Consider the following 19,222-nt stretch of genomic DNA (forward strand, 5'->3'; position numbering starts at 1 on the left):
ATTGGATATTTATGAGTAAAAAATATCAAATTCAAAAATCACCATTTGTGGTACCAACTACAGATGGAAAATTAATTGAAGAACATTTTGGCAAAGCCACTGATGGAAATTCTCAGGTTAGTATAGCGCATATGGTAGCTCCTCCGGGTTGGAGCGAACCATTTCAAACACCAGAATTTGATGAATACACTTATATTATTCTAGGAAAGAAAAGATTTATTATTGATGACGAAGAAATCATCTTAGAACCTGGGCAATCTATTAAGATTGAAAAAAACACCAGAGTGCAATATTCTAATCCTTTCGAATCAGCGTGTGAATATTTAGCGATTTGTCTTCCTGCTTTTTCTATAGAGTCGGTTCATCGAGAAGAATTATGAAAGAAACATTAAAAAAGTACATCCCAATTTTTATTGGCAAACGACTTTTATTGCTCTTCTTTTTTAATAAAAAAAAGGCCTTGCGCAAAGCCTATATCTTATTTAGCACACCGCTTAAAGGAAAGATACTTCCAGATCAAGAATATTTTCTAGAGGAAGCTGAAGATGAAATTATTTCAGTAAAAGATAGGTTTTTACAGACCTATAGATGGCCCAATATGGGAGAAACTGTTTTGATGGTACACGGATGGGATAGTAATAGTCATAGATGGAAAACACTTATCGAAAAACTACATCAACAAAATTATAATGTTATAGCATTTGACGCTCCAGCTCATGGTAACTCTTCTGGCAAGACACTTAGTGTTCCGTTCTATGCAGAATGCCTTCAAAAAATGATAGAATTATACCGACCTAATTACGTTATTGGACATTCTGTTGGTGGTATGACAACTGTGTTTCATCAATTTAAATATCCAAACCTTGAAATAGAAAAACTAATTGTTCTTGCACCTCCTACAGAATTATCTGTAATTATGGAAGGCTATCAAAAAACGCTCAAATTATCTGATAAATTTATGAAAGCCTTAAGTCATTATTTCAAGGAAAAATTTGGTTTTCATTTCGAAGAATTTTCCATAGCTGAATTTGCGAAGGACTTAACTCATCAAGGCTTACTCATCCATGACAAATACGATGAAATTGCCCCGTATACGGGAACTGAAAAAATCAGTAAAAACTGGACTAATGCAAAATTCATTACTACAGAAAACTTCGGCCATTCATTATTCTTTGATGAAGTGGATGATATGATCATTCATTTTTTGAAAGATTAAATTTTATGAGCACCTTTGCACCGTGGAAAATTCTAAGCTTACAAGACTCAATAAATTCCTTAGTGAAGTTGGTTACTGTTCTCGTCGTGAAGCAGATAAACTAATTGATCAAGGTCGCGTAACCCTAAATAATAAAATTCCAGAAATGGGCACCAAAGTGGCTCCTGGAGACGAAGTAAGGGTCGATGGTGAATTGATAAATAAGCCTAAAGAAAAACACGTATACCTTGCTTTTCATAAACCTGTTGGAATTGTTTGTACAACTGCACAAAACGAAAAAGACAATATTATTGATTATATCAACTATCCAAAACGTATTTTCCCAATAGGCCGACTAGACAAGCCCAGTGAAGGATTAATTCTATTAACCAGTGATGGTGATATCGTAAATAAAATTCTAAGAGCAAGAAACAACCACGAAAAAGAATACATCGTTACGGTAAATAAGCTAATTAGCCCACAATTCATTAAAAGAATGGGTAATGGAATTCCTATTCTAGATACTATTACTCGTAAATGTGAGGTAGAACAGATAAATAAATATGATTTTAGAATAGTTCTTACACAAGGCTTAAATAGACAGATACGAAGAATGTGTGAGTATCTTGGATATGAAGTAACAAAACTAAAGCGAATTCGTATTATGAACATTAGTTTAGATACTTCAATAGGCCAATGGCGCTACTTAACAGAAAAAGAACTACAAATTATTAATAAAGATGTAGGAGATTCTAGTAAAACTGAAGAAGCATCTGTAGTCGAAGAAAATAAACCAGTAAGAAGACAAAACAACAATAAACATTTCTCTTCCAAAAATAAAGGTGGAGCAAGTAAAGAAAAACGAAATGGTGCTGCCTCTAAAAAAAGAAAAAGAAGTGATAGAAAACGTTAAAGCATCTATTTTCAAACTCTTAAAATAATCCCTTTCAATCAACGTAAATAACTTATGGAATCATTATCTCCCTTTCATCTTGCAATCCCAGTAGATAATTTAGAAGTTGCGCGCGATTTTTACAACAAAACACTTAATTTAAAAGAAGGACGAAGCAGTGAACACTGGGTAGATTTTAATTTTTTTGGGCATCAACTGGTTATTCATTACAAACCAAAATCAGAATTAAATAATCATCACAATACCGTAGATGGCAAAGAAGTTCCTGTGCCGCATTTCGGAATAATTTTAGAATGGGATACTTGGCAAAGTTTTGCACAAATGTTATCTGATAAAAAAATAGATTTTGTTATTGAGCCCTATATTAGGTTTCAGGGAGAGGTAGGAGAACAAGCAACCATGTTTTTTTATGATCCTTGCGGAAATGCACTAGAATTCAAGTCTTTTAAAGACCCATCTCAGATTTTCGAGAAATAACATACACCGAATTTCAAAAGAACCACGTCTTCATTTCAATAAACAATCGTTAAAAACATACTTTTTTTACTTAAAAAAGTAAAATGTTAAACTTTTACTGCAAATTCTTATTATATTCTGCCCCAATTAGAATACAACAAAAAGAAAATGGATTTTATACAGCCCTTAAAGTATGGCGTACCTTTATTTCTAGTACTTATTGTAGTAGAATTAACGTATAGCAAAAATCACGAAGAACATAAAAACCTTTATAATTGGAAAGATTTATCCGCCAGTTTCACAATGGGACTTGGATCAGCATTTTTAGGTCCTTTTCTTAAAACGGTTTTTTCGGTTGTTTTGTTTACTTATATGTACAATGTATTTAATCCTGAAATTGATGGTGTACGAACCAATATCATGGGTTGGGAATCTTTTAGCTATGCTTGGTATGTATGGCTATTATGTCAATTAGCCGATGATTTTACATATTACTGGTTTCACAGACAAAATCATATGATAAGAGCTTTATGGGCTGCTCACATAGTTCATCACTCGTCAGATAACTTTAATCTTGGAACAGCAGTTCGTAATGGGTGGTTTACTCTTTTATACAAACCGCTATTTTACATGTGGATGCCGATTGTAGGATTTCCTCCAGAAATGGTAATTGTCTGTTTGGGAATAGAAGCTTTATGGCAATTCCAACTACACTCTGTTTTCATTCCTAAAATGGGTTTTATAGAAAAAATATTCAACACCCATACAATGCATCAAGTGCATCATGCCAAAAATGTAGAGTATATGGACAAAAATCATGGAGGGTTTTTAAATATTTTTGACAAGATATTTGGAACTTGGAAAGAACTTGATGACGAAATAGAAGTACAATATGGAGTTACTCACGCGCCTAATTCTTACAATCCATGGGTTATTTTGACGCATGAGTATAAAGATATTTGGAACGACACCAAAAAATCTAAAAATTGGTATCATAAGTTTATGTATATTTTTGGCCCTCCTGGATGGAGTCACGATGGAAGTACGTTAACAGTAAAACAAATGCAGAAAGAGTTAGAATTAAAGAAACGTATGAGCACAGGATCGTAATTCTTTTATAACCTTGTTATATTTGTCATTATGAACTATCAGGAAATCATAAGCAATCAAAAAACGTTTTTTGACACCAATGCTACTAAAAATACATCTTTTAGAGTAAAGGAATTAAAACATCTAAAAAGTGTTTTACAAAAAAATGAAGACCTATTATACAATGCTATTTATAACGATTTTAAAAAATCAAAATACGAAACTTATACGACAGAACTAGCGATCATTTATCACGAAATTGATCTTGCGATAGTTAATATAAAAAAGTGGTCTAAAAGAAAAAGAGTAGGTACAGGATTAGCGAATCTTCCAGGTAAAAGTTATATCATACCCGAACCTTTAGGAACTGTTTTGGTAATGGGTGCTTGGAATTATCCGTTTCAACTGTCCTTAGTTCCAGCCATCGCCGCCATCGCAGCAGGATGCACTGTTGTTCTTAAACCTAGTGAAATTCCATCACATTCTTCGTCTATAATGGCTAAGATTATCAATCAAAACTTCAGTGAATCATTTTTTAGAGTTATAGAAGGTGGTGTACAAGAAACTACTGAATTATTAAAAATTAGATTTGATAAAATATTTTTTACCGGAAGCATACCCGTAGGTAAAATAGTTTATCAAGCTGCTGCAAAACATTTAACTCCAGTTACGCTAGAACTAGGAGGAAAAAGTCCTGCTATTATTACCAAAGACGTCGATATAGATATGACGGCGAAACGTCTAGTTTGGGCTAAATTTCTAAACACTGGTCAAACCTGTATTGCTCCTGACTATATAATGGTAGAATCTACCATACATAATGAGCTTTTATCTGCTATAAAAAAACATATCGAAAAAGCAGATTATAAGGTGGAGAACCAAAATTACACTCAGATAGTAAATCAAAAAAACTTCGAGAGATTACAAGCTCTTATCGAAAATGATAAAATATACCTAGGAGGTCAATGTGATGCAGAAAATAGAATTATAGTACCAACCATCCTTACTGAAGTTTCTTTTACAGATAAAGTAATGCAAGAAGAAATTTTTGGTCCTATACTGCCGGTTTTATCTTTTGACTCCATAGAAAAAGCTATCTCGGATATAAAAACATTATCAAAACCCTTATCCTGCTATATTTTTACAAAAAATAAATCAGTCAAAAACAAAATTCTTAACGAAATTTCTTTTGGTGGCGGAGCAGTAAATGATGCTGTTATGCATTTTATGGAACAAAACTTACCTTTTGGTGGTGTTGGTGATAGTGGTATTGGCAATTATCACGGTAAAGCAGGGTTTGTAGCATTTTCTCATTACAAAAGTATTTTACAAAAATCCTTTTTGATTGAGTTAAATCTAAAATATTCACCCTACACTAGCTCGAAGTTAAAATGGTTGAAAAGACTTATTGGATAACACAATCTTTATTTAACTATCCCATAAGTATTTAAACCTGAAATTATTCGCTTTTCTACCTCCTCAGTATCCCAAATGTTTTCAATATCTTCTATTTGCATGATTTCATCCATAATAGCAGCTTGTTGATCCCCTATTTCTAAAGCTTCAGCATAAGGTCTGTGCGTAAAGGTTACTCTAGTATAAAGAGGAACCCATTTATCGGGATGCTTTTCAGAAAAATGCTTTTCTATTTTCTTTCTTAGAAGAAAGCTACTATCTGCAGTTTTACTACTCATTTCCATAAAATTACGATATGAGAGTTCTGCAATTGCATCGGTACTTGGCTTTCTTGCTTCTTGATATTTTTCAAAAATTTCCTGCCAATTTTCTCCATTATACGTTTCAACAATATCATCTAGCACGGAAATATCTTCGAAACCAGCATTGATTCCTTGACCATAAAACGGTACGATTGCATGAGCAGAATCTCCTACCAACGCTACTTTATCCCAATAGCTCCAAGGATAACATTTCATGGTAACTAATGCACTGGTCGGGTTATTCGTAAAATCTTTAATTAAAGTAGGCATTAAGTCTATAGTATCTGGAAAATTTCGTTTCCAAAATTCTTCTACATCATTCTCATTGGTCAAACTTTCAAAAGAATTTTCACCTTCATGAGGCATAAATAATGTACAAGTAAAACTCCCATCTAAATTTGGTAATGCAATCAACATAAACTTACCTCTTGGCCAAATATGGAGTGAATTCTTATCTAATTTATGGGTACCATCTTCATTCGCAGAAATACCCAGTTCCTTATACCCAGCATCAAGAAAATCCTGAGAATAATCAAACCTACTTCTCCTTTGCATTTTATGACGTACTCTAGAAAAAGCTCCATCACAACCAAAAATCATATCATACTGATACTCTTTCCACTCACCTTTCTCAGTTTCTCCTGTATATATTTTTGCTTCTGGTAAATTAACATCCCAGACTTTTTCATTAAATCTAAATACAACTCCGGATTCTTCAGCAAGACTAATCATTTTTCGATTTAACACTCCTCTAGAAATAGAATATATAGCTTCTCCTTCTTTACCATAGTATTGATAATATTCTGGTTGGCCATCAACGTGCATAGCTCTTTTATTCATGGGAATAGCAAGCTTTCTAATCTCTTCTCCAATTCCAACTTTATCTAATGCTTTCCAACCTCGAACGGACATCGCAAGATTGATGGAACGACCACTAAATTCTACTTTTCGAATATCTGGTCTTCTATCGAATACTGTAACCTGATGATTACGTTTCTTTAAATAAATTGCTAACAGTGAACCTGCTAAGCCACTTCCTACGATAGCGATATTTTTTGCTTGCATACTTTTTTAGTAATTCTAGTTTGCCAAAGTATGAAAAGGAACTACATCATTAAGATCCGAGTCCTAATGTCCTTGACAAACTAGCTCCATAAATCCTGAAGCTTATGCAAACATTAAAACCTTCAACAAATGTAAAAAAATTATCAAAGAATTGTTACTTAAAAGCTTTAATCGCAAATAGTAATGGAAATAATTTATCCGAACTCTCAAACATGCCATTTCTATTCTTTATCAAATCCGGAAAAACATTATAAGGAGATTCATCATATTCTCTCAAATATTCTATTGTTAATCCTGCTTCGGATAAGGATGAAATTACTTCGCCCAGTCCATGATTCCAACCATACTCTTTACTTATCATCTTAGAATTATTATCCGCATATGTACCTTCATACTCTTCATAGATCGCTTCTTTTTGATGATATCCATATTTTATTCTTGGTGTTTCTTCTAGATAGTCAAACATCCAAACTATAGGGTGAAACTCTACCATATAAAAAGTACCTCCTAATTTTAGACGTTCTGCTATCATTCTGCCCCAAGGTTTTAAATCCGGTAACCATCCTATAACACCATAACTTGTATAAACAATATCGAACTGTTTTTTTATATAATTAGAAGTATCCAGGACATTACAACAAACAAAATCAGCATCTAATTTTAATTCACTATTTAATTGTTTTGCTAATTCTACACCTTTTTCTGAAAGATCAACTCCAGTGCACTTAGCTCCTTTCCTACTCCAACTTAATGTATCCTGACCAAAATGACATTGTAAATGCAATAATGATTTTTTGGAAACATCTCCTAAAGCTTCTAATTCATATTTCTTTAAAGAACTCTCTCCTTTTTTAAAAGATTCTAAATCATAAAATTCACTAGATGCATGAACTTCAACTTTTTTATCCCAAGTACTTTTATTTATTTCAAAATACTTTTGCAAATCACTAGACATACCCTTACTATTTAATAATTCCTAAATATAATAAATCTCATTACTACCATTTCTAAACCTAGACTCTTCTTTAAAGAAAATTAAAAGAGACGCTTATCTACTAAATGGATATAAACTTTATAAAAACCTTAAGAGTTGTTCCATCAAAAGGTATTGGAAAGAGGTATTTTATTACCTAAATTTAAACTAATGAAACTTAGTCTAGAAAATCTTCAACAAGTTCAAGAGTTTACCCAAGTTCCAGATAATCAATTACAGTGGTTAATCGATAAATCTTATGTCCAATTTTTAGATAAGGGTTCTTTCTTATTTCAGAGAGGAGATCCAATAGATAAATTATTTATTGTATTAGAGGGGAAAATTGAAATCAAAGTTCAACAAAACGGGAACTATAAACATGTAGCACTATTAAACATAAATCAAATTGGTGGTTTGCTTCCTTTTTCTAGAGCAAGTTCTGCTCTTGGTTTTGGAGAAGTGATTGAAAAAAGTAAGGTCTTAATACTTGAAAAATCTTTTTTTAAAGAAATGATCTCTAATCATTATGAGCTTACAGAATCCTTAGTGCATAAAATGACATCAAGAGTTAGAGAATTTACCAAAGACAATGTCCAAGCAGAAAAAATGATGTCTTTAGGCAAGCTATCCGCAGGATTGGCACATGAGCTTAATAACCCAGCATCTGCAATGGAAAGAAGTGCTAAAGCGCTTAAGGAACATCTTGGTAATGTTCCTGAGAAATTTAAGAGAGTAGTTTCAATCAGAATGGAAGAACAAGAAATTGATAGCATTAACAAAGTGCTTTTTGATAAGTTGCAAAATCGTCCAGAAAATAATATGAAACTAATAGAGCGCAATGAAAAGGAGGATGAATTAGAAGAATGGCTAGAAGATCACGGAGTAGATAACGCATATGAATTGACGGAGACTTTACTAGATTTTTGCATGGATGTAGAAGCTATGGAAGATATTTATAAAACTACAGGTCAAAAAAACTTTTCTAATGCGATTGAATGGATAGAAAATGTATTAACTACAGAAAAAATGGTAGACGAAATTGGCGAAGCTTCTAATAGAATTTCTAGTTTGGTGCATTCTATTAAAAGCTATACACATATGGATCGTGCACCAGAAAAAATAGCTACAAATATTCATGTAGGAATTAAGAGTACTCTTGTTATGCTTAATCATAAGCTTAAAAAGAAAAATATATCCTTAGAAAAAGATTTTAACGATGATCTTCCTAAAATCAAAATTTTTGTGAGTGAGATAAATCAAGTATGGACCAATTTAATTGATAATGCTATTGATGCAATGGATCACTCTGGAATATTAAAAATCAAGACATATAAAGAACAAGATTTCTTAAAAACGGAAATTATTGATAACGGAAAAGGAATTACCGAAGAAAATCTCACAAACATCTTTGACCCATTTTTTACCACAAAAGCTATTGGAGAAGGAACAGGTATGGGATTAGAAGTGGTACAAAGAATTATTAATCAACACCAAGGTGATATTACAGTAAAATCTAAGAAAGGAGAAACAATCTTTACTGTTTGCTTACCTATTACCTAATTACACTTATGAAAAAAATAACAGATATAAAAGGAACATTCAGATTACATAATGGAATTGAAATGCCTTACTTTGGTCTCGGTGTATATTTATCTGACAATGATAAAGAAGTAATTGACGCAGTACAATGGGCACTAGAAGAAGGGTATCGCCATATAGATACAGCAAGTATTTATAAAAATGAAGAAGGAGTTGGAACAGCAATACTTAATAGCAGTGTTCCTAGAGATGAAATTTTTGTAGTAAGTAAGGTATGGAATGCTGATCAAGGCTATGAATCTACTCTTAAAGCATTTGAAAAAAGTCTGCAACGACTGCAATTAAACTACTTGGATTTATATCTTATTCACTGGCCTGTAGAAGGAAAATATATCGAAACCTGGAAAGCATTAGAAAAATTATATAAAGACGGAGTCATAAAAGCCATTGGAGTAAGTAATTTTTTAGAACATCATTTAGAAAATCTTATGCAAACATCTGAGATTAAACCGATGGTAAATCAAATGGAGTTTCATCCTCATCTTGTTCAACAAGATTTGATTGATTTTTGCAACAAACATCACATACAATACCAAGCCTGGTCACCAATGATGCAAGGAAAAATTTTTGAATTATCTATATTGGACAATCTTTCTAAAAAATATAATAAGACAGCTGCACAGATTGTTTTGAGATGGAATTTACAAAAGGGAGTAATTACTATCCCTAAATCCTCTAAAAAACACCGAATTATTGATAACGCTAATCTTTTTGATTTTGAACTTTCTAAAGAAGATATAAATTATATTGACTCTTTAGATAAACATCAACGATTAGGACCAGATCCTGATAATTTCAATTTTTAGTCTGCTTTAACTTATAAAAACGATGAAAAAGCCTATCATATTTGCACTCGATGACGATCCACAAGTATTACGTGCAGTAACTAGAGATTTAAAATCTGAATATCGCAAAGAATATCGTATTATGAGCACTGAATCTGCCAACGATGCTCTAGAAGCTTTGATAGATTTAAAGAAAAAAAATGAAGTTATCTCATTATTTCTAGTAGATCAAAGAATGCCAGAAATGCTGGGAGTAGAATTCTTGCAACAAGCAAAAAAACTATTTCCTAATGCTAAAAAAGTACTATTAACCGCATATTCAGATACGGAAGCAGCTATTAAAGCTATTAACGACGTACAATTAGATTATTATCTGACAAAACCTTGGAGTCCACCAGAAGAAAAACTATTTCCTACTCTTAACGATTTATTAGACACTTGGTTAGTTAATTTTCAACCAGAATTTGATGGAATAAAAGTAATTGGTTATCAATACTCTCCAAAATCTCATGATATAAAAGATTTTTTATCGGGAAACTTATTTCCATTTCAATGGTTGGACGCAGAAACTAGTGATAAGGCAAAGGAAATTATTGACCTTTATGAGCTTACCGCAAAAGATCTACCAGTAATTTCATTACAAGATGGAAGTTGCTATAAGAATCCAGATATTATTGAACTTGCTACTGCACTTGGTTTAAACGCACATCCTAAAGACAATTTATATGATGTAACAATTATTGGTGCTGGCCCATCTGGGTTAGCCGCTGCAGTTTATGGAGGTTCAGAAGGTTTAAAAACATTATTAATTGAAAAACATGCACCTGGTGGTCAAGCAGGAACTAGCTCTAGAATCGAAAATTACTTAGGGTTTCCTAATGGATTAAGTGGTCAAGAACTAACTCATAGGGCTATTACACAAGCCAAACGATTTGGGATAGAATTTTTATCTCCTCAAGAAGTTACCTCTATAACTGAAAAAGATGGGTACAAAAGTATATCACTAGCTAATGGAGAATGTATTAGCACCAAGAGTGTAGTTATCACTACAGGTGTCAATTATAGAAAACTAGAGGCAGATGGGATAGAGAATTATACTGGAGCAGGTATTTATTATGGTTCATCTATGACAGAAGCTCAGGCTTGTTCTAATAAAGAAGTATATATTGTAGGAGGTGGTAATTCTGCCGGTCAGTCTGCTGTTTACCTCTCTAAATTTGCTAAAAACGTTTACATTACGGTTCGAAAAAAAGATCTTACAAGTAGCATGTCCAGTTATCTTATTGATCAAATTGATGCTATTGATAATATCACATTGCTAGGCCATACAAATGTCATAAAAGCAATGGGAGAAAATGACAGACTTACTTCTTTAGAAATAAGTAATAGTATTAATGGGGAATCCAACATTGTCGATGCAGATGCTTTGTTTATTTTTATAGGTGCTAAACCTTACACAGACTGGATTAAATTAGATATTATTAAAAACGAAAGAGGTTTTATTGAAACTGGTCGTGACCTAAGTCGATATGATGACTTTAAAAAGGTTTGGAAAAAAGATCGAGAACCTTTCTTATTAGAGACTTGTAGTCCTGGTATCTTTGCCTCGGGTGATGTCCGAGCTGGCGCTATGAATAGAGTAGCATCTGCTGTAGGAGAAGGAGCTATGGCAATAAAATTTGTTCACGAATATTTAGCTGAAATGTAATATGGGATTTAACACAAAAATTTGCGACCATTTAAAAAGTTTTAACCTACGAAATATCAAAAAAGATGATACTTATGAATGCGCTATTTGTGTACAGAATGGCGATAGCTGGGTACACCTAAGAACCTGTCAGGAATGTGGTATTACTTTATGTTGTGATTCCTCTCCTAATAAACATGCTAGTAAACATTTTAAAAAACATGAACACCCAGTAATAGTTTCTGCCGAGCCTAATGAAAATTGGGCTTGGTGTTATGAACACAAATCTTTTATTCAATTCTAAAATTTATAAACCAATTCAGGTATATTTATTTCATCAACATTGCAAAAATACATTCAAAATAATTAGATTTTCTATAACATATTTTATCCTAGGTAATTACTAAATTTGTATAAAATTACAAATAGCTTCTAAATTATTATTTTTTTATTATCAATCTAATTTATAGATAGTTGCTTTTTAAAAAACACTGATTTGTAATTTTACAAAATCAATTACGACTAATTCTATATATATTTAAAAGTTCTTTTATTTCTTTTTAATTTATTCAATATAACAAATGGTAATATTGACAATAATTAAGGAAAAAATTACCTTTTAATCTATATGTTTTTGCCCCAACTTTGTAGTATATTAAATACGGAATTTATTTCGTGTAAAAAACATTTCATTATGAAGACTTTACGCAATCACATATCAATAGTTATAACATTATTTTTCTTCGCTATATCTTTTTCAGGTCACACACAAGAAAAAACATATAAAACTCAATTAGAAACAGTATACCTTAAAAACACTAAAGAAGTAGTTTATAAAAACACTTTTAGCAATTACAACGAAAATTTAATTGCTCTAAATGAAATTAAATTTAAAAAAGAAATAAAAAATTCTAAGGGAGAAAACACCTCATTGTTTTTTTCTTCTAATAAAAACAATGTAGAGTTAATCGCTTCTTCTTATCTGAAAATCATACGTAAAGCAGCTAATAGAAGTAAGAGCCCCGAAGCATTTCAGGCTTTCTTGATGAACAATTTACCTCAACTATCTAATCAATTCGCTAATGATAACAACCTTGAGGAATTGTATATTATTTCTAGAAAGAATACCTTTAATGGAAGAATAGACGCATTACCCAGTGTTCTATAATAACTAACACAAACTCTAACATATTAAAATGAAAAATGCCTTACCCCTGGTATTAAGAATAATTGTTGCTATTATTCTTATACAAACCCTTAGATTTAAGTTTACTGGACATCCTGATAGTATTTATATTTTCTCTAAAGTTGGCCTAGAGCCATATGGAAGAATAGCTACAGGGATTGTAGAACTTATTGCAGGAGTTTTATTATTAATCCCCAAAACAGTTTGGATAGGTGCTACAATAACCCTAGGAGTTATTGGCGGTGCCATTTTTATGCATATTACAAAACTTGGAGTTGAAATTAATAATGATGGAGGTGTTCTTTTTATCACTGCATTACTAACTTTTATTCTAAGTGGCATTATTCTATGGATGAAACGAAAAGAAGTAAAGTTTTTTTAGAATAAAACATATCATATTATACTTTATATAAACCTCCTTAATTGGAGGTTTTTTTATTTCGGGAAAAATAGACAATTAGTAGGGAAAAACAACCATTCTAAAACCTTCATTAGAGTCTCATCTTTGTACTGTTAATTTAAAACACTATAAAAATGATAACTAATAATAAATCCATATTCAATTTAATAGAGATTTTCCGTCAGGGAAAAAGAAAAATTGTAAACACTCTAAATGCCAAAGCGCACTGTGATCAAAGAAGTCACCACGATTTTTATTGTGATGTAGAAAGACCTTTTATAAGCACTCGAAAATAAGCTAAGGGAAAAATTGACAAGTAGTCGGGAAAAACGACCATTCTAAAGTCCTTAATCCCATCGCATCTTTGTCCTGTCAAATTAAAAGACAATTAAAATTAAATATAAACTCATTCTGAAAAATAAATTCAGGATACTAAAAACATAAAATCATGGCAACATTTAATGTACCAACAAGAGAAGAAGTAAATGCAACAAATCAAGGGATTTTTGACAATCTTAACAGCGCATTAGGTTTTGTACCTAACTTATATGCAACTTATGCGCACAGTGAAACTGCATTAGAAAATTACTTAACTCTATCTAACGCAAAAACATCTTTAAAAGCTAAAGAAAAAGAAGTTGTTAATCTTGCAGTTAGTCAAGTAAACAATTGTATTTATTGTTTATCAGCACACACAGCAATTGGAAAAATGAATGGATTTACTGATGAGCAAATATTAGAGTTAAGAGCAGGGCATGCATCTTTTGATAGCAAATTAGATGCATTGGCAAAACTTGCTAAAAATATTACAGAAAATAGAGGGCGTACAGATCAGGATGTAGTAGATAATTTCTTTGCTGCAGGATATAACAAAGGAAATCTAGTAGATACCATTGTATTAGTAGGAGATAAAACTATTTCGAACTATATCCACAGTACTACTCAAGTCCCTGTTGATTTTCCAGTAGCACAACCACTAGAAACTACTACAGTATAAATCACTCAACCACCAATAAATACATTCAAAAGTTCTGAGGAGAAATAACACGATAAAATACGTTTCTCCTCAGAAAAATTAAAAATAATTTTCAACAATAATCATAAATATTAAAAATCATGAAAAAGTTAATCACATTATTTACATTTATTTTCGCAATTACATTAAGTACATCTGCTCAAGAAGTTAAAACAGTTTCTTTAGAACAAACAAAAGGAGAATTTACTCAGAAACAAGTAACATTATCAGAAGGTAGTTACGTTTTCAATATATCTAACAACAATTCTGGAACTGATGTTGGATTCGTATTAGTCCCTGCTGGTAAAGATGCTTCAGATCCTAAAAATCATATTCAATCAGCGTATGTAACTAAAGTTGTAGCTGAAGGAAAAACTGAAAGTTCTAAAACCGTAACATTAAAAAAAGGAGAATACAACTATTTCTGTCCTTTAAATAAGACACCACAATACAAGTTGATTGTAAAGTAATTGTACATACAAGAACAAATAAAAAAAGCTTCCATAACAGGGAGCTTTTTTTATTAATACCTAAAACGATGTTAATTCAATTCATCACGAATTTTGTTTTTTTATTTTAGCGAAAAACTCAGTCAAGATGAAAAATGTAATTAGCGTATTCCTACTTTCTATGTTAGTAATTGCTTGCAAGCAAGAAACTAAAAAAGAATATCAATACGAAGAGGATGCTGAATTAAAGGAAACCGAAACAGTTCTGCATAAAATACCAACTACGACTGAAGCGATTGCCAATGCGAATGGCTTTAAAAACTGGAAAAAAGTTAAAGAAATAAAATTCACCTTTAATGTCGATAGAGATAGTAGTCATTTTGAACGTTCTTGGAATTGGAAACCAAAAAAAGATGAGGTTACAATGATTACTTCTAAGGATACCATTACCTATAACAGAACTAAAATAGATAGTACTACATTAAAAGCAGATCAAAGCTTTATTAATGATAAGTATTGGTTACTAGCTCCGTTTAACTTAATATGGGATGAAAATAGTTTCTCATCAGAACATGAACTAAAAGCGATTGCTCCTATAAGTTCTAAAGAAATGCAAAAACTTACCATTATTTATAAAAATGAAGGTGGGTATACTCCAGGGGATGCATACGATTTTTATTTTGAAGGTGATTTTAAAGTAAAAGAATGGGCATTTCGTGAAAAGAACAAAAAAGAAGCTTCCTTAATAACATCATGGGAAGATTATGATGATTTTAAAGGAATCAAAATTTCAAAAACTCGCAATAGAAACGAAGGTAGTTGGAAACTTCACTTTACTGGCATAAAAGTAATTACAGAATAACATTAGAAGAATATATTATTTAACAGCTCTTTTTGAAATAAAAAATGTAACAATTAATGCAATTAATGTTGCTATTAACAAGGCTGTAAAACTAAGCTTTAGGCTTTCTATTTTTGATAAAAAACCAAGAAACGGAGGGCTTATCAAAAAACCAAGATAACCAAATCCTGCAACGAAAGAAATTCCTTTCGCAGAAGAAACACCTTTGGTCTTACCAGCTAATCTAAATAACTCTGGAATAATCACAGAGAAACCTAAACCAATTAATCCAAAACCGATTATTGTTAGAACCAATGAAATACTTAACACAGCTAAAAAACCAATAGCGCTAATTAAAGATCCTCCTATAATTATTGCAAAAGACCCAAAATGTTTACTCACAGCATCCCCAAAAAAACGGCCTAGTGTCATCATTAAAGAAAAAGCAACAAAACCAAATCCAGAAATCTTCTCCGAAGATATTTTTACCACATCTTGCATATAAAGTTTACTCCAATGCTCTATTGCCCCTTCGCTACCCATAATTAAAAATGCAATAATTGTAAGTCCTAAGAGAGGTTTGATAAGTTCTAAATCCAACCGTTTTTTAGAAGATTCTTCTTTTTCACCTTTTACAGTTAAATATTGCTTACATACTAAAAAGTTGGTTAAAATCACAAATATTGCGGCATATAGCATATGTAAAAATGGAACCTCAAAATAAGTAATCAAAAAACCACCAATACCTGCTCCAATAACACCTCCTAAACTAAAAAAACCATGAGAAGCAGACATAATATGTACATCATCTTCTTGTTCTATTTCGGACACCAATGCATTCATTGCAATATCAGTTAGGCAAGCAAACAACCCTACAACGAATAACACAATACACAATATCAAATAACTTGGAGCAACAATTGGCATTAAAAAGAGTAAAGAAAAAATTGAAATCCCAATAATTGTAGTCTTACCGATACCAAATTTTCCAATAATCAAGGATGATAAAGGTATCATTGCCAACGTACCTAAAGCAAAACAAAAAAGTGCTATTCCCAATTGCGCATCATCAATTAGCAACTTAGCTCTAATTTTAGGTATATACAACACCCAAGTACCTGTCATTATATTAAGCGAAGCAAAAACCCAAGCAGGTCCAAAATATCGTAATTTAGTAAGAATAAGATATAAAGAATTCAATTCGTGTAGTTTAAACAATTAATATCATATCAAAATTAACTACAAAAATAAATTTAAGGTAAAACAAAGTATTCTAACAATAAGTCAATTTATTCTAAAAATAGCAATAATCTGTTTAATTATGATAATTTTGTCATATGAAGCCATCCTATGAGCAAATTTATCTAGAACAATCCAAGTCTTTAAAAATAGAAAGTTATACTAAGGATTCACTTTGTCACGAAATAAATTGGCATTTACATCCTGAATACGAAATTGTTTTTATTAAAAATGGAAATGGCATTATTCAGGTAGAATCCCATCTTGAAAACTACCAAGAAGGATTACTCATTTTTCTTAGCCCCAATATGCCACATATGCCCTTTGGAAATAAAGATTTTAGAGACAATGTAGAGGTTGTAATTCAATTTAATGAAGATTTTATTGAAGAAAAATTACATCATTTTCCGGAGTTTTCTATAATTTTAGATTTCATAAAGAAATCTCCTAAAGGTTGTATCTTTTCTCAGAAAATTAAAGAAGAATTATCTGCATCTTTTTTAAGATTTTCTAATCAAAATAATATCGAAAAGCTATTAAACTTTATTAATATTCTATATCAGCTTTCCATTTCCAAAAATTATAGATCAATTATAAAAACAAATCATCTAGATATTGACAAAACTTCTTTACCCAGAATATCAAAAGTTTTTGAATATGTAAATAAAAACTATGCTAAAAAAATCAAATCAGAAACTTTAGCTAAAGAATTAGGGTTAACTACAAATTCATTTTGCAGAATTTTCAAATCCTCTACAGGAAAGAATTTTATTAGTTTCTTAAATGAATTTAGAATTAAGAAAGCGCAAGAATTTTTCTATAACAGTAACAATATATCTATCTCAGAGGTGCTATACCAATGTGGGTTTAATGACCCTTCTTATTTCTGCAAACTCTTTAAAAAACAAACTGGTCTTTCGCCTTCTGCATATATTAAGACATTAAAATAGGGATCTTAATTTATAATTTCTGCAATATCCCTTTCTTAAGAATTTGACCAAACTCGTACATATCCTCATAAGAACAATAAAAAGGTGCTGGAGCTAATCTAATTACATTTGGTTCTCTCCAATCTGTAATTACTCCATTTTTCATTAAATAATCAAATAACTTTCTTCCTTCGCCATGGAGAAATACAGAGAGTTGTGTTCCTCTTTCTTCCTGACTCGAAGGAGTTATTATTTCAAAAGTACTTTCTACTTCTAAATCAATCGATTTCAACACAAATTCTAAATAAGCAACAATGAGATTTCGCTTTTTAATAAGTGCTTCCATCCCAACTTTTTCAAATAATTCTAGTGAAGCCAAATATGGTGCTAAGGATAAAATAGGAGCGTTACTCAATTGCCAAGCATCTGCATTAGGCATGGGCTCGAACTCTGGTTTCATCAAAAATCTAGATTCTCTTTTAGTCCCCCACCAACCTTCGAACCGTGGAATATCTTTTCTGTCATGAAATCGTTCATGTACAAAGCAGCCAGAAGCATTTCCTGGACCACTATTCATATACTTATAACTACACCAAGATGCAAAATCCACATCCCAATCATGTAATTTTAATTCTATATTACCCGCACCATGTGCAAGATCCCAACCAACAAAAGCTCCGATATCATGACCTGCTTTAGTAATGGTTTTCATATCAAAAACCTGACCTGTATAATAATTAACACCACCGATTAGAATTAAAGCACACTCCTCTCCTATTGATTTAATAGTAGATAAAATATCTTCTATCCTAAAATTATGTTCTCCAGGGCGTTTCTTAATTTCTACAATAGCACCTTTTGGATCATATCCATGAAATCTAACCTGACTCTGTAACATATATTGATCACTAGGAAATGCTTTCTCTTCACATATAATCTTATATCGTTTTCCTTGAGGTCGATAAAATGAAACCATTAGCAAATGGAGATTTACTGTTAAGGTGTTCATCACCGTAATCTCAGAGGGATTAGCTCCAACTATTCTACTAAGGGGTTTGGCTAAACGTTCGTGATAGTCCCACCAAGGCTTATCTGCATAAAAATGTCCTTCAACAGCAAGTTCTGCCCAATCTTTCATTACTTCATCGACATACTTCTTTGTGTTTTTAGGCTGAAGTCCTAAAGAATTTCCTGTAAAATATATAACCTCTTTTTCATTAACTTTAGGAAAAAGAAACTGATCTCTATAAGAACTTAAAGGATCTTGTTGATCTAACTTTTGAGCAAATTCTTTACTGTTTTCAAATTGCATTTTTGAGTTTTGATTCAAAAATACAGATTAGAAATGAGATTAAATAATCTTTTAAAATGCTGTTAAAAATATTGGGGAAATTATCACTTATCATTATCTTCATAACTAGCAAAAAACTCCTCATAAATATCATAAAAAAAGACACAAATCCCGAGTGTCTATAAATGTTCGGGCATACAATATCTCTTAAACTCATATTTTAATGAAAGAATTAAAAAAATTAGACGGTGTACAAGAAATTAGTAAAAAAGTTCAGAAAAATGTAAACGGTGGACATTGTCCTCCTTGCGGTCCAGGAGAATGTGGACAGATTATTTTCCCTGGGCCAGATTGGTTTTGCGCACCTTGCTAAATAATAAGTAGTGCAGTAG

21 protein-coding genes are annotated in these 19,222 nt (G+C 31.6%); 17 read left to right on the forward strand and 4 right to left on the reverse strand.

Translation table 11 applies throughout. The annotated features are described in order from the left end of the window. Nucleotides 1–11: 11 nt before the first annotated feature. The 6 genes from NMK29_RS15305 (at nucleotide 12) to NMK29_RS15330 (ending at nucleotide 5,069) form a co-directional block, all read left to right on the forward strand. A complete protein-coding gene (locus tag NMK29_RS15305) occupies nucleotides 12–380 on the forward strand; it encodes a cupin domain-containing protein (RefSeq protein ID WP_108802370.1) in 369 nt (122 codons plus the stop codon). After that, nucleotides 377–1,216 carry an alpha/beta hydrolase gene (locus NMK29_RS15310; protein ID WP_108802369.1) on the forward strand — a complete coding sequence of 280 codons (840 nt, stop codon included), beginning with the start codon at nucleotides 377–379 and terminating at the stop codon, nucleotides 1,214–1,216. The genes NMK29_RS15305 and NMK29_RS15310 overlap by 4 nt, the downstream gene beginning before the upstream one ends. Nucleotides 1,217–1,238: 22 nt before the next feature. Then, nucleotides 1,239–2,108, forward strand: a complete 870-nt coding sequence (rluF, locus tag NMK29_RS15315) for a 23S rRNA pseudouridine(2604) synthase RluF (RefSeq protein ID WP_108802368.1) — start codon at nucleotides 1,239–1,241, stop codon at nucleotides 2,106–2,108. A gap of 54 nt (nucleotides 2,109–2,162) precedes the next feature. Continuing rightward, entirely contained in the window at nucleotides 2,163–2,585 is a 423-nt protein-coding gene (locus NMK29_RS15320) for a VOC family protein (protein WP_108802367.1), read from the forward strand. A gap of 147 nt (nucleotides 2,586–2,732) precedes the next feature. Continuing rightward, entirely contained in the window at nucleotides 2,733–3,674 is a 942-nt protein-coding gene (locus NMK29_RS15325; protein WP_108802366.1) for a sterol desaturase family protein, read from the forward strand. A 30-nt stretch (nucleotides 3,675–3,704) separates the two neighbouring features. Then, a complete protein-coding gene (locus NMK29_RS15330; protein ID WP_108802365.1) occupies nucleotides 3,705–5,069 on the forward strand; it encodes an aldehyde dehydrogenase in 1,365 nt (454 codons plus the stop codon). A gap of 8 nt (nucleotides 5,070–5,077) precedes the next feature. On the opposite strand, the gene NMK29_RS15335 is transcribed toward NMK29_RS15330, so the two are convergent. Both NMK29_RS15335 and NMK29_RS15340 read right to left on the reverse strand, forming a co-directional pair. Continuing rightward, nucleotides 5,078–6,436, reverse strand: a complete 1,359-nt coding sequence (locus NMK29_RS15335; RefSeq protein WP_108802364.1) for an NAD(P)/FAD-dependent oxidoreductase — start codon at nucleotides 6,434–6,436, stop codon at nucleotides 5,078–5,080. 154 nt (nucleotides 6,437–6,590) lie between these two features. Continuing rightward, nucleotides 6,591–7,391: a bifunctional 2-polyprenyl-6-hydroxyphenol methylase/3-demethylubiquinol 3-O-methyltransferase UbiG gene (locus NMK29_RS15340; protein ID WP_108802363.1), complete on the reverse strand. Its 801-nt coding sequence runs from the start codon at nucleotides 7,389–7,391 to the stop codon at nucleotides 6,591–6,593. A gap of 189 nt (nucleotides 7,392–7,580) precedes the next feature. On the opposite strand from NMK29_RS15340, the gene NMK29_RS15345 reads away from it, so the two are divergent. The 9 genes from NMK29_RS15345 (at nucleotide 7,581) to NMK29_RS15385 (ending at nucleotide 15,392) form a co-directional block, all read left to right on the forward strand. Beyond that, on the forward strand, nucleotides 7,581–8,969 hold the full coding sequence (locus tag NMK29_RS15345) for an ATP-binding protein (protein ID WP_108802449.1): 1,389 nt from the start codon (nucleotides 7,581–7,583) through the stop codon (nucleotides 8,967–8,969). 8 nt (nucleotides 8,970–8,977) lie between these two features. After that, nucleotides 8,978–9,814 (forward strand): aldo/keto reductase, encoded by an 837-nt coding sequence (locus NMK29_RS15350; protein WP_108802362.1) that lies wholly within the window; start codon nucleotides 8,978–8,980, stop codon nucleotides 9,812–9,814. A 22-nt stretch (nucleotides 9,815–9,836) separates the two neighbouring features. Next, nucleotides 9,837–11,501, forward strand: a complete 1,665-nt coding sequence (locus tag NMK29_RS15355; protein WP_108802361.1) for an FAD-dependent oxidoreductase — start codon at nucleotides 9,837–9,839, stop codon at nucleotides 11,499–11,501. Between the two features lies 1 nt (nucleotide 11,502). Beyond that, nucleotides 11,503–11,784 (forward strand): UBP-type zinc finger domain-containing protein, encoded by a 282-nt coding sequence (locus tag NMK29_RS15360; RefSeq protein WP_108802360.1) that lies wholly within the window; start codon nucleotides 11,503–11,505, stop codon nucleotides 11,782–11,784. A 390-nt stretch (nucleotides 11,785–12,174) separates the two neighbouring features. Next, nucleotides 12,175–12,648, forward strand: coding sequence for a hypothetical protein (locus NMK29_RS15365; RefSeq protein WP_108802359.1), 474 nt, complete (start codon nucleotides 12,175–12,177; stop codon nucleotides 12,646–12,648). Between the two features lie 28 nt (nucleotides 12,649–12,676). Then, nucleotides 12,677–13,048, forward strand: coding sequence for a DoxX family membrane protein (locus NMK29_RS15370; protein WP_108802358.1), 372 nt, complete (start codon nucleotides 12,677–12,679; stop codon nucleotides 13,046–13,048). Between the two features lie 466 nt (nucleotides 13,049–13,514). Continuing rightward, complete coding sequence (locus tag NMK29_RS15375; RefSeq protein WP_108802357.1) at nucleotides 13,515–14,063, forward strand: carboxymuconolactone decarboxylase family protein; 549 nt, start codon at nucleotides 13,515–13,517, stop codon at nucleotides 14,061–14,063. Between the two features lie 119 nt (nucleotides 14,064–14,182). Further along, nucleotides 14,183–14,551 (forward strand): cupredoxin domain-containing protein, encoded by a 369-nt coding sequence (locus NMK29_RS15380; protein ID WP_027393704.1) that lies wholly within the window; start codon nucleotides 14,183–14,185, stop codon nucleotides 14,549–14,551. Between the two features lie 127 nt (nucleotides 14,552–14,678). After that, nucleotides 14,679–15,392: a hypothetical protein gene (locus tag NMK29_RS15385; protein WP_108802356.1), complete on the forward strand. Its 714-nt coding sequence runs from the start codon at nucleotides 14,679–14,681 to the stop codon at nucleotides 15,390–15,392. Nucleotides 15,393–15,407: 15 nt separating this feature from the next. On the opposite strand, the gene NMK29_RS15390 is transcribed toward NMK29_RS15385, so the two are convergent. Next, a complete protein-coding gene (locus tag NMK29_RS15390) occupies nucleotides 15,408–16,571 on the reverse strand; it encodes an MFS transporter (protein WP_108802448.1) in 1,164 nt (387 codons plus the stop codon). A gap of 137 nt (nucleotides 16,572–16,708) precedes the next feature. On the opposite strand from NMK29_RS15390, the gene NMK29_RS15395 reads away from it, so the two are divergent. Further along, a complete protein-coding gene (locus tag NMK29_RS15395; RefSeq protein ID WP_108802355.1) occupies nucleotides 16,709–17,560 on the forward strand; it encodes an AraC family transcriptional regulator in 852 nt (283 codons plus the stop codon). 10 nt (nucleotides 17,561–17,570) lie between these two features. Here NMK29_RS15395 and kynU read toward each other — a convergent pair whose 3' ends face one another. Next, nucleotides 17,571–18,851, reverse strand: a complete 1,281-nt coding sequence (kynU, locus tag NMK29_RS15400; protein ID WP_108802354.1) for a kynureninase — start codon at nucleotides 18,849–18,851, stop codon at nucleotides 17,571–17,573. A 202-nt stretch (nucleotides 18,852–19,053) separates the two neighbouring features. On the opposite strand from kynU, the gene NMK29_RS15405 reads away from it, so the two are divergent. Next, entirely contained in the window at nucleotides 19,054–19,203 is a 150-nt protein-coding gene (locus tag NMK29_RS15405) for a hypothetical protein (RefSeq protein ID WP_159092130.1), read from the forward strand. Nucleotides 19,204–19,222 lie beyond the last annotated feature (19 nt).

It is taken from the genome of Aquimarina sp. Aq107, assembly GCF_943733665.1.
Lineage (GTDB): Bacteria > Bacteroidota > Bacteroidia > Flavobacteriales > Flavobacteriaceae > Aquimarina.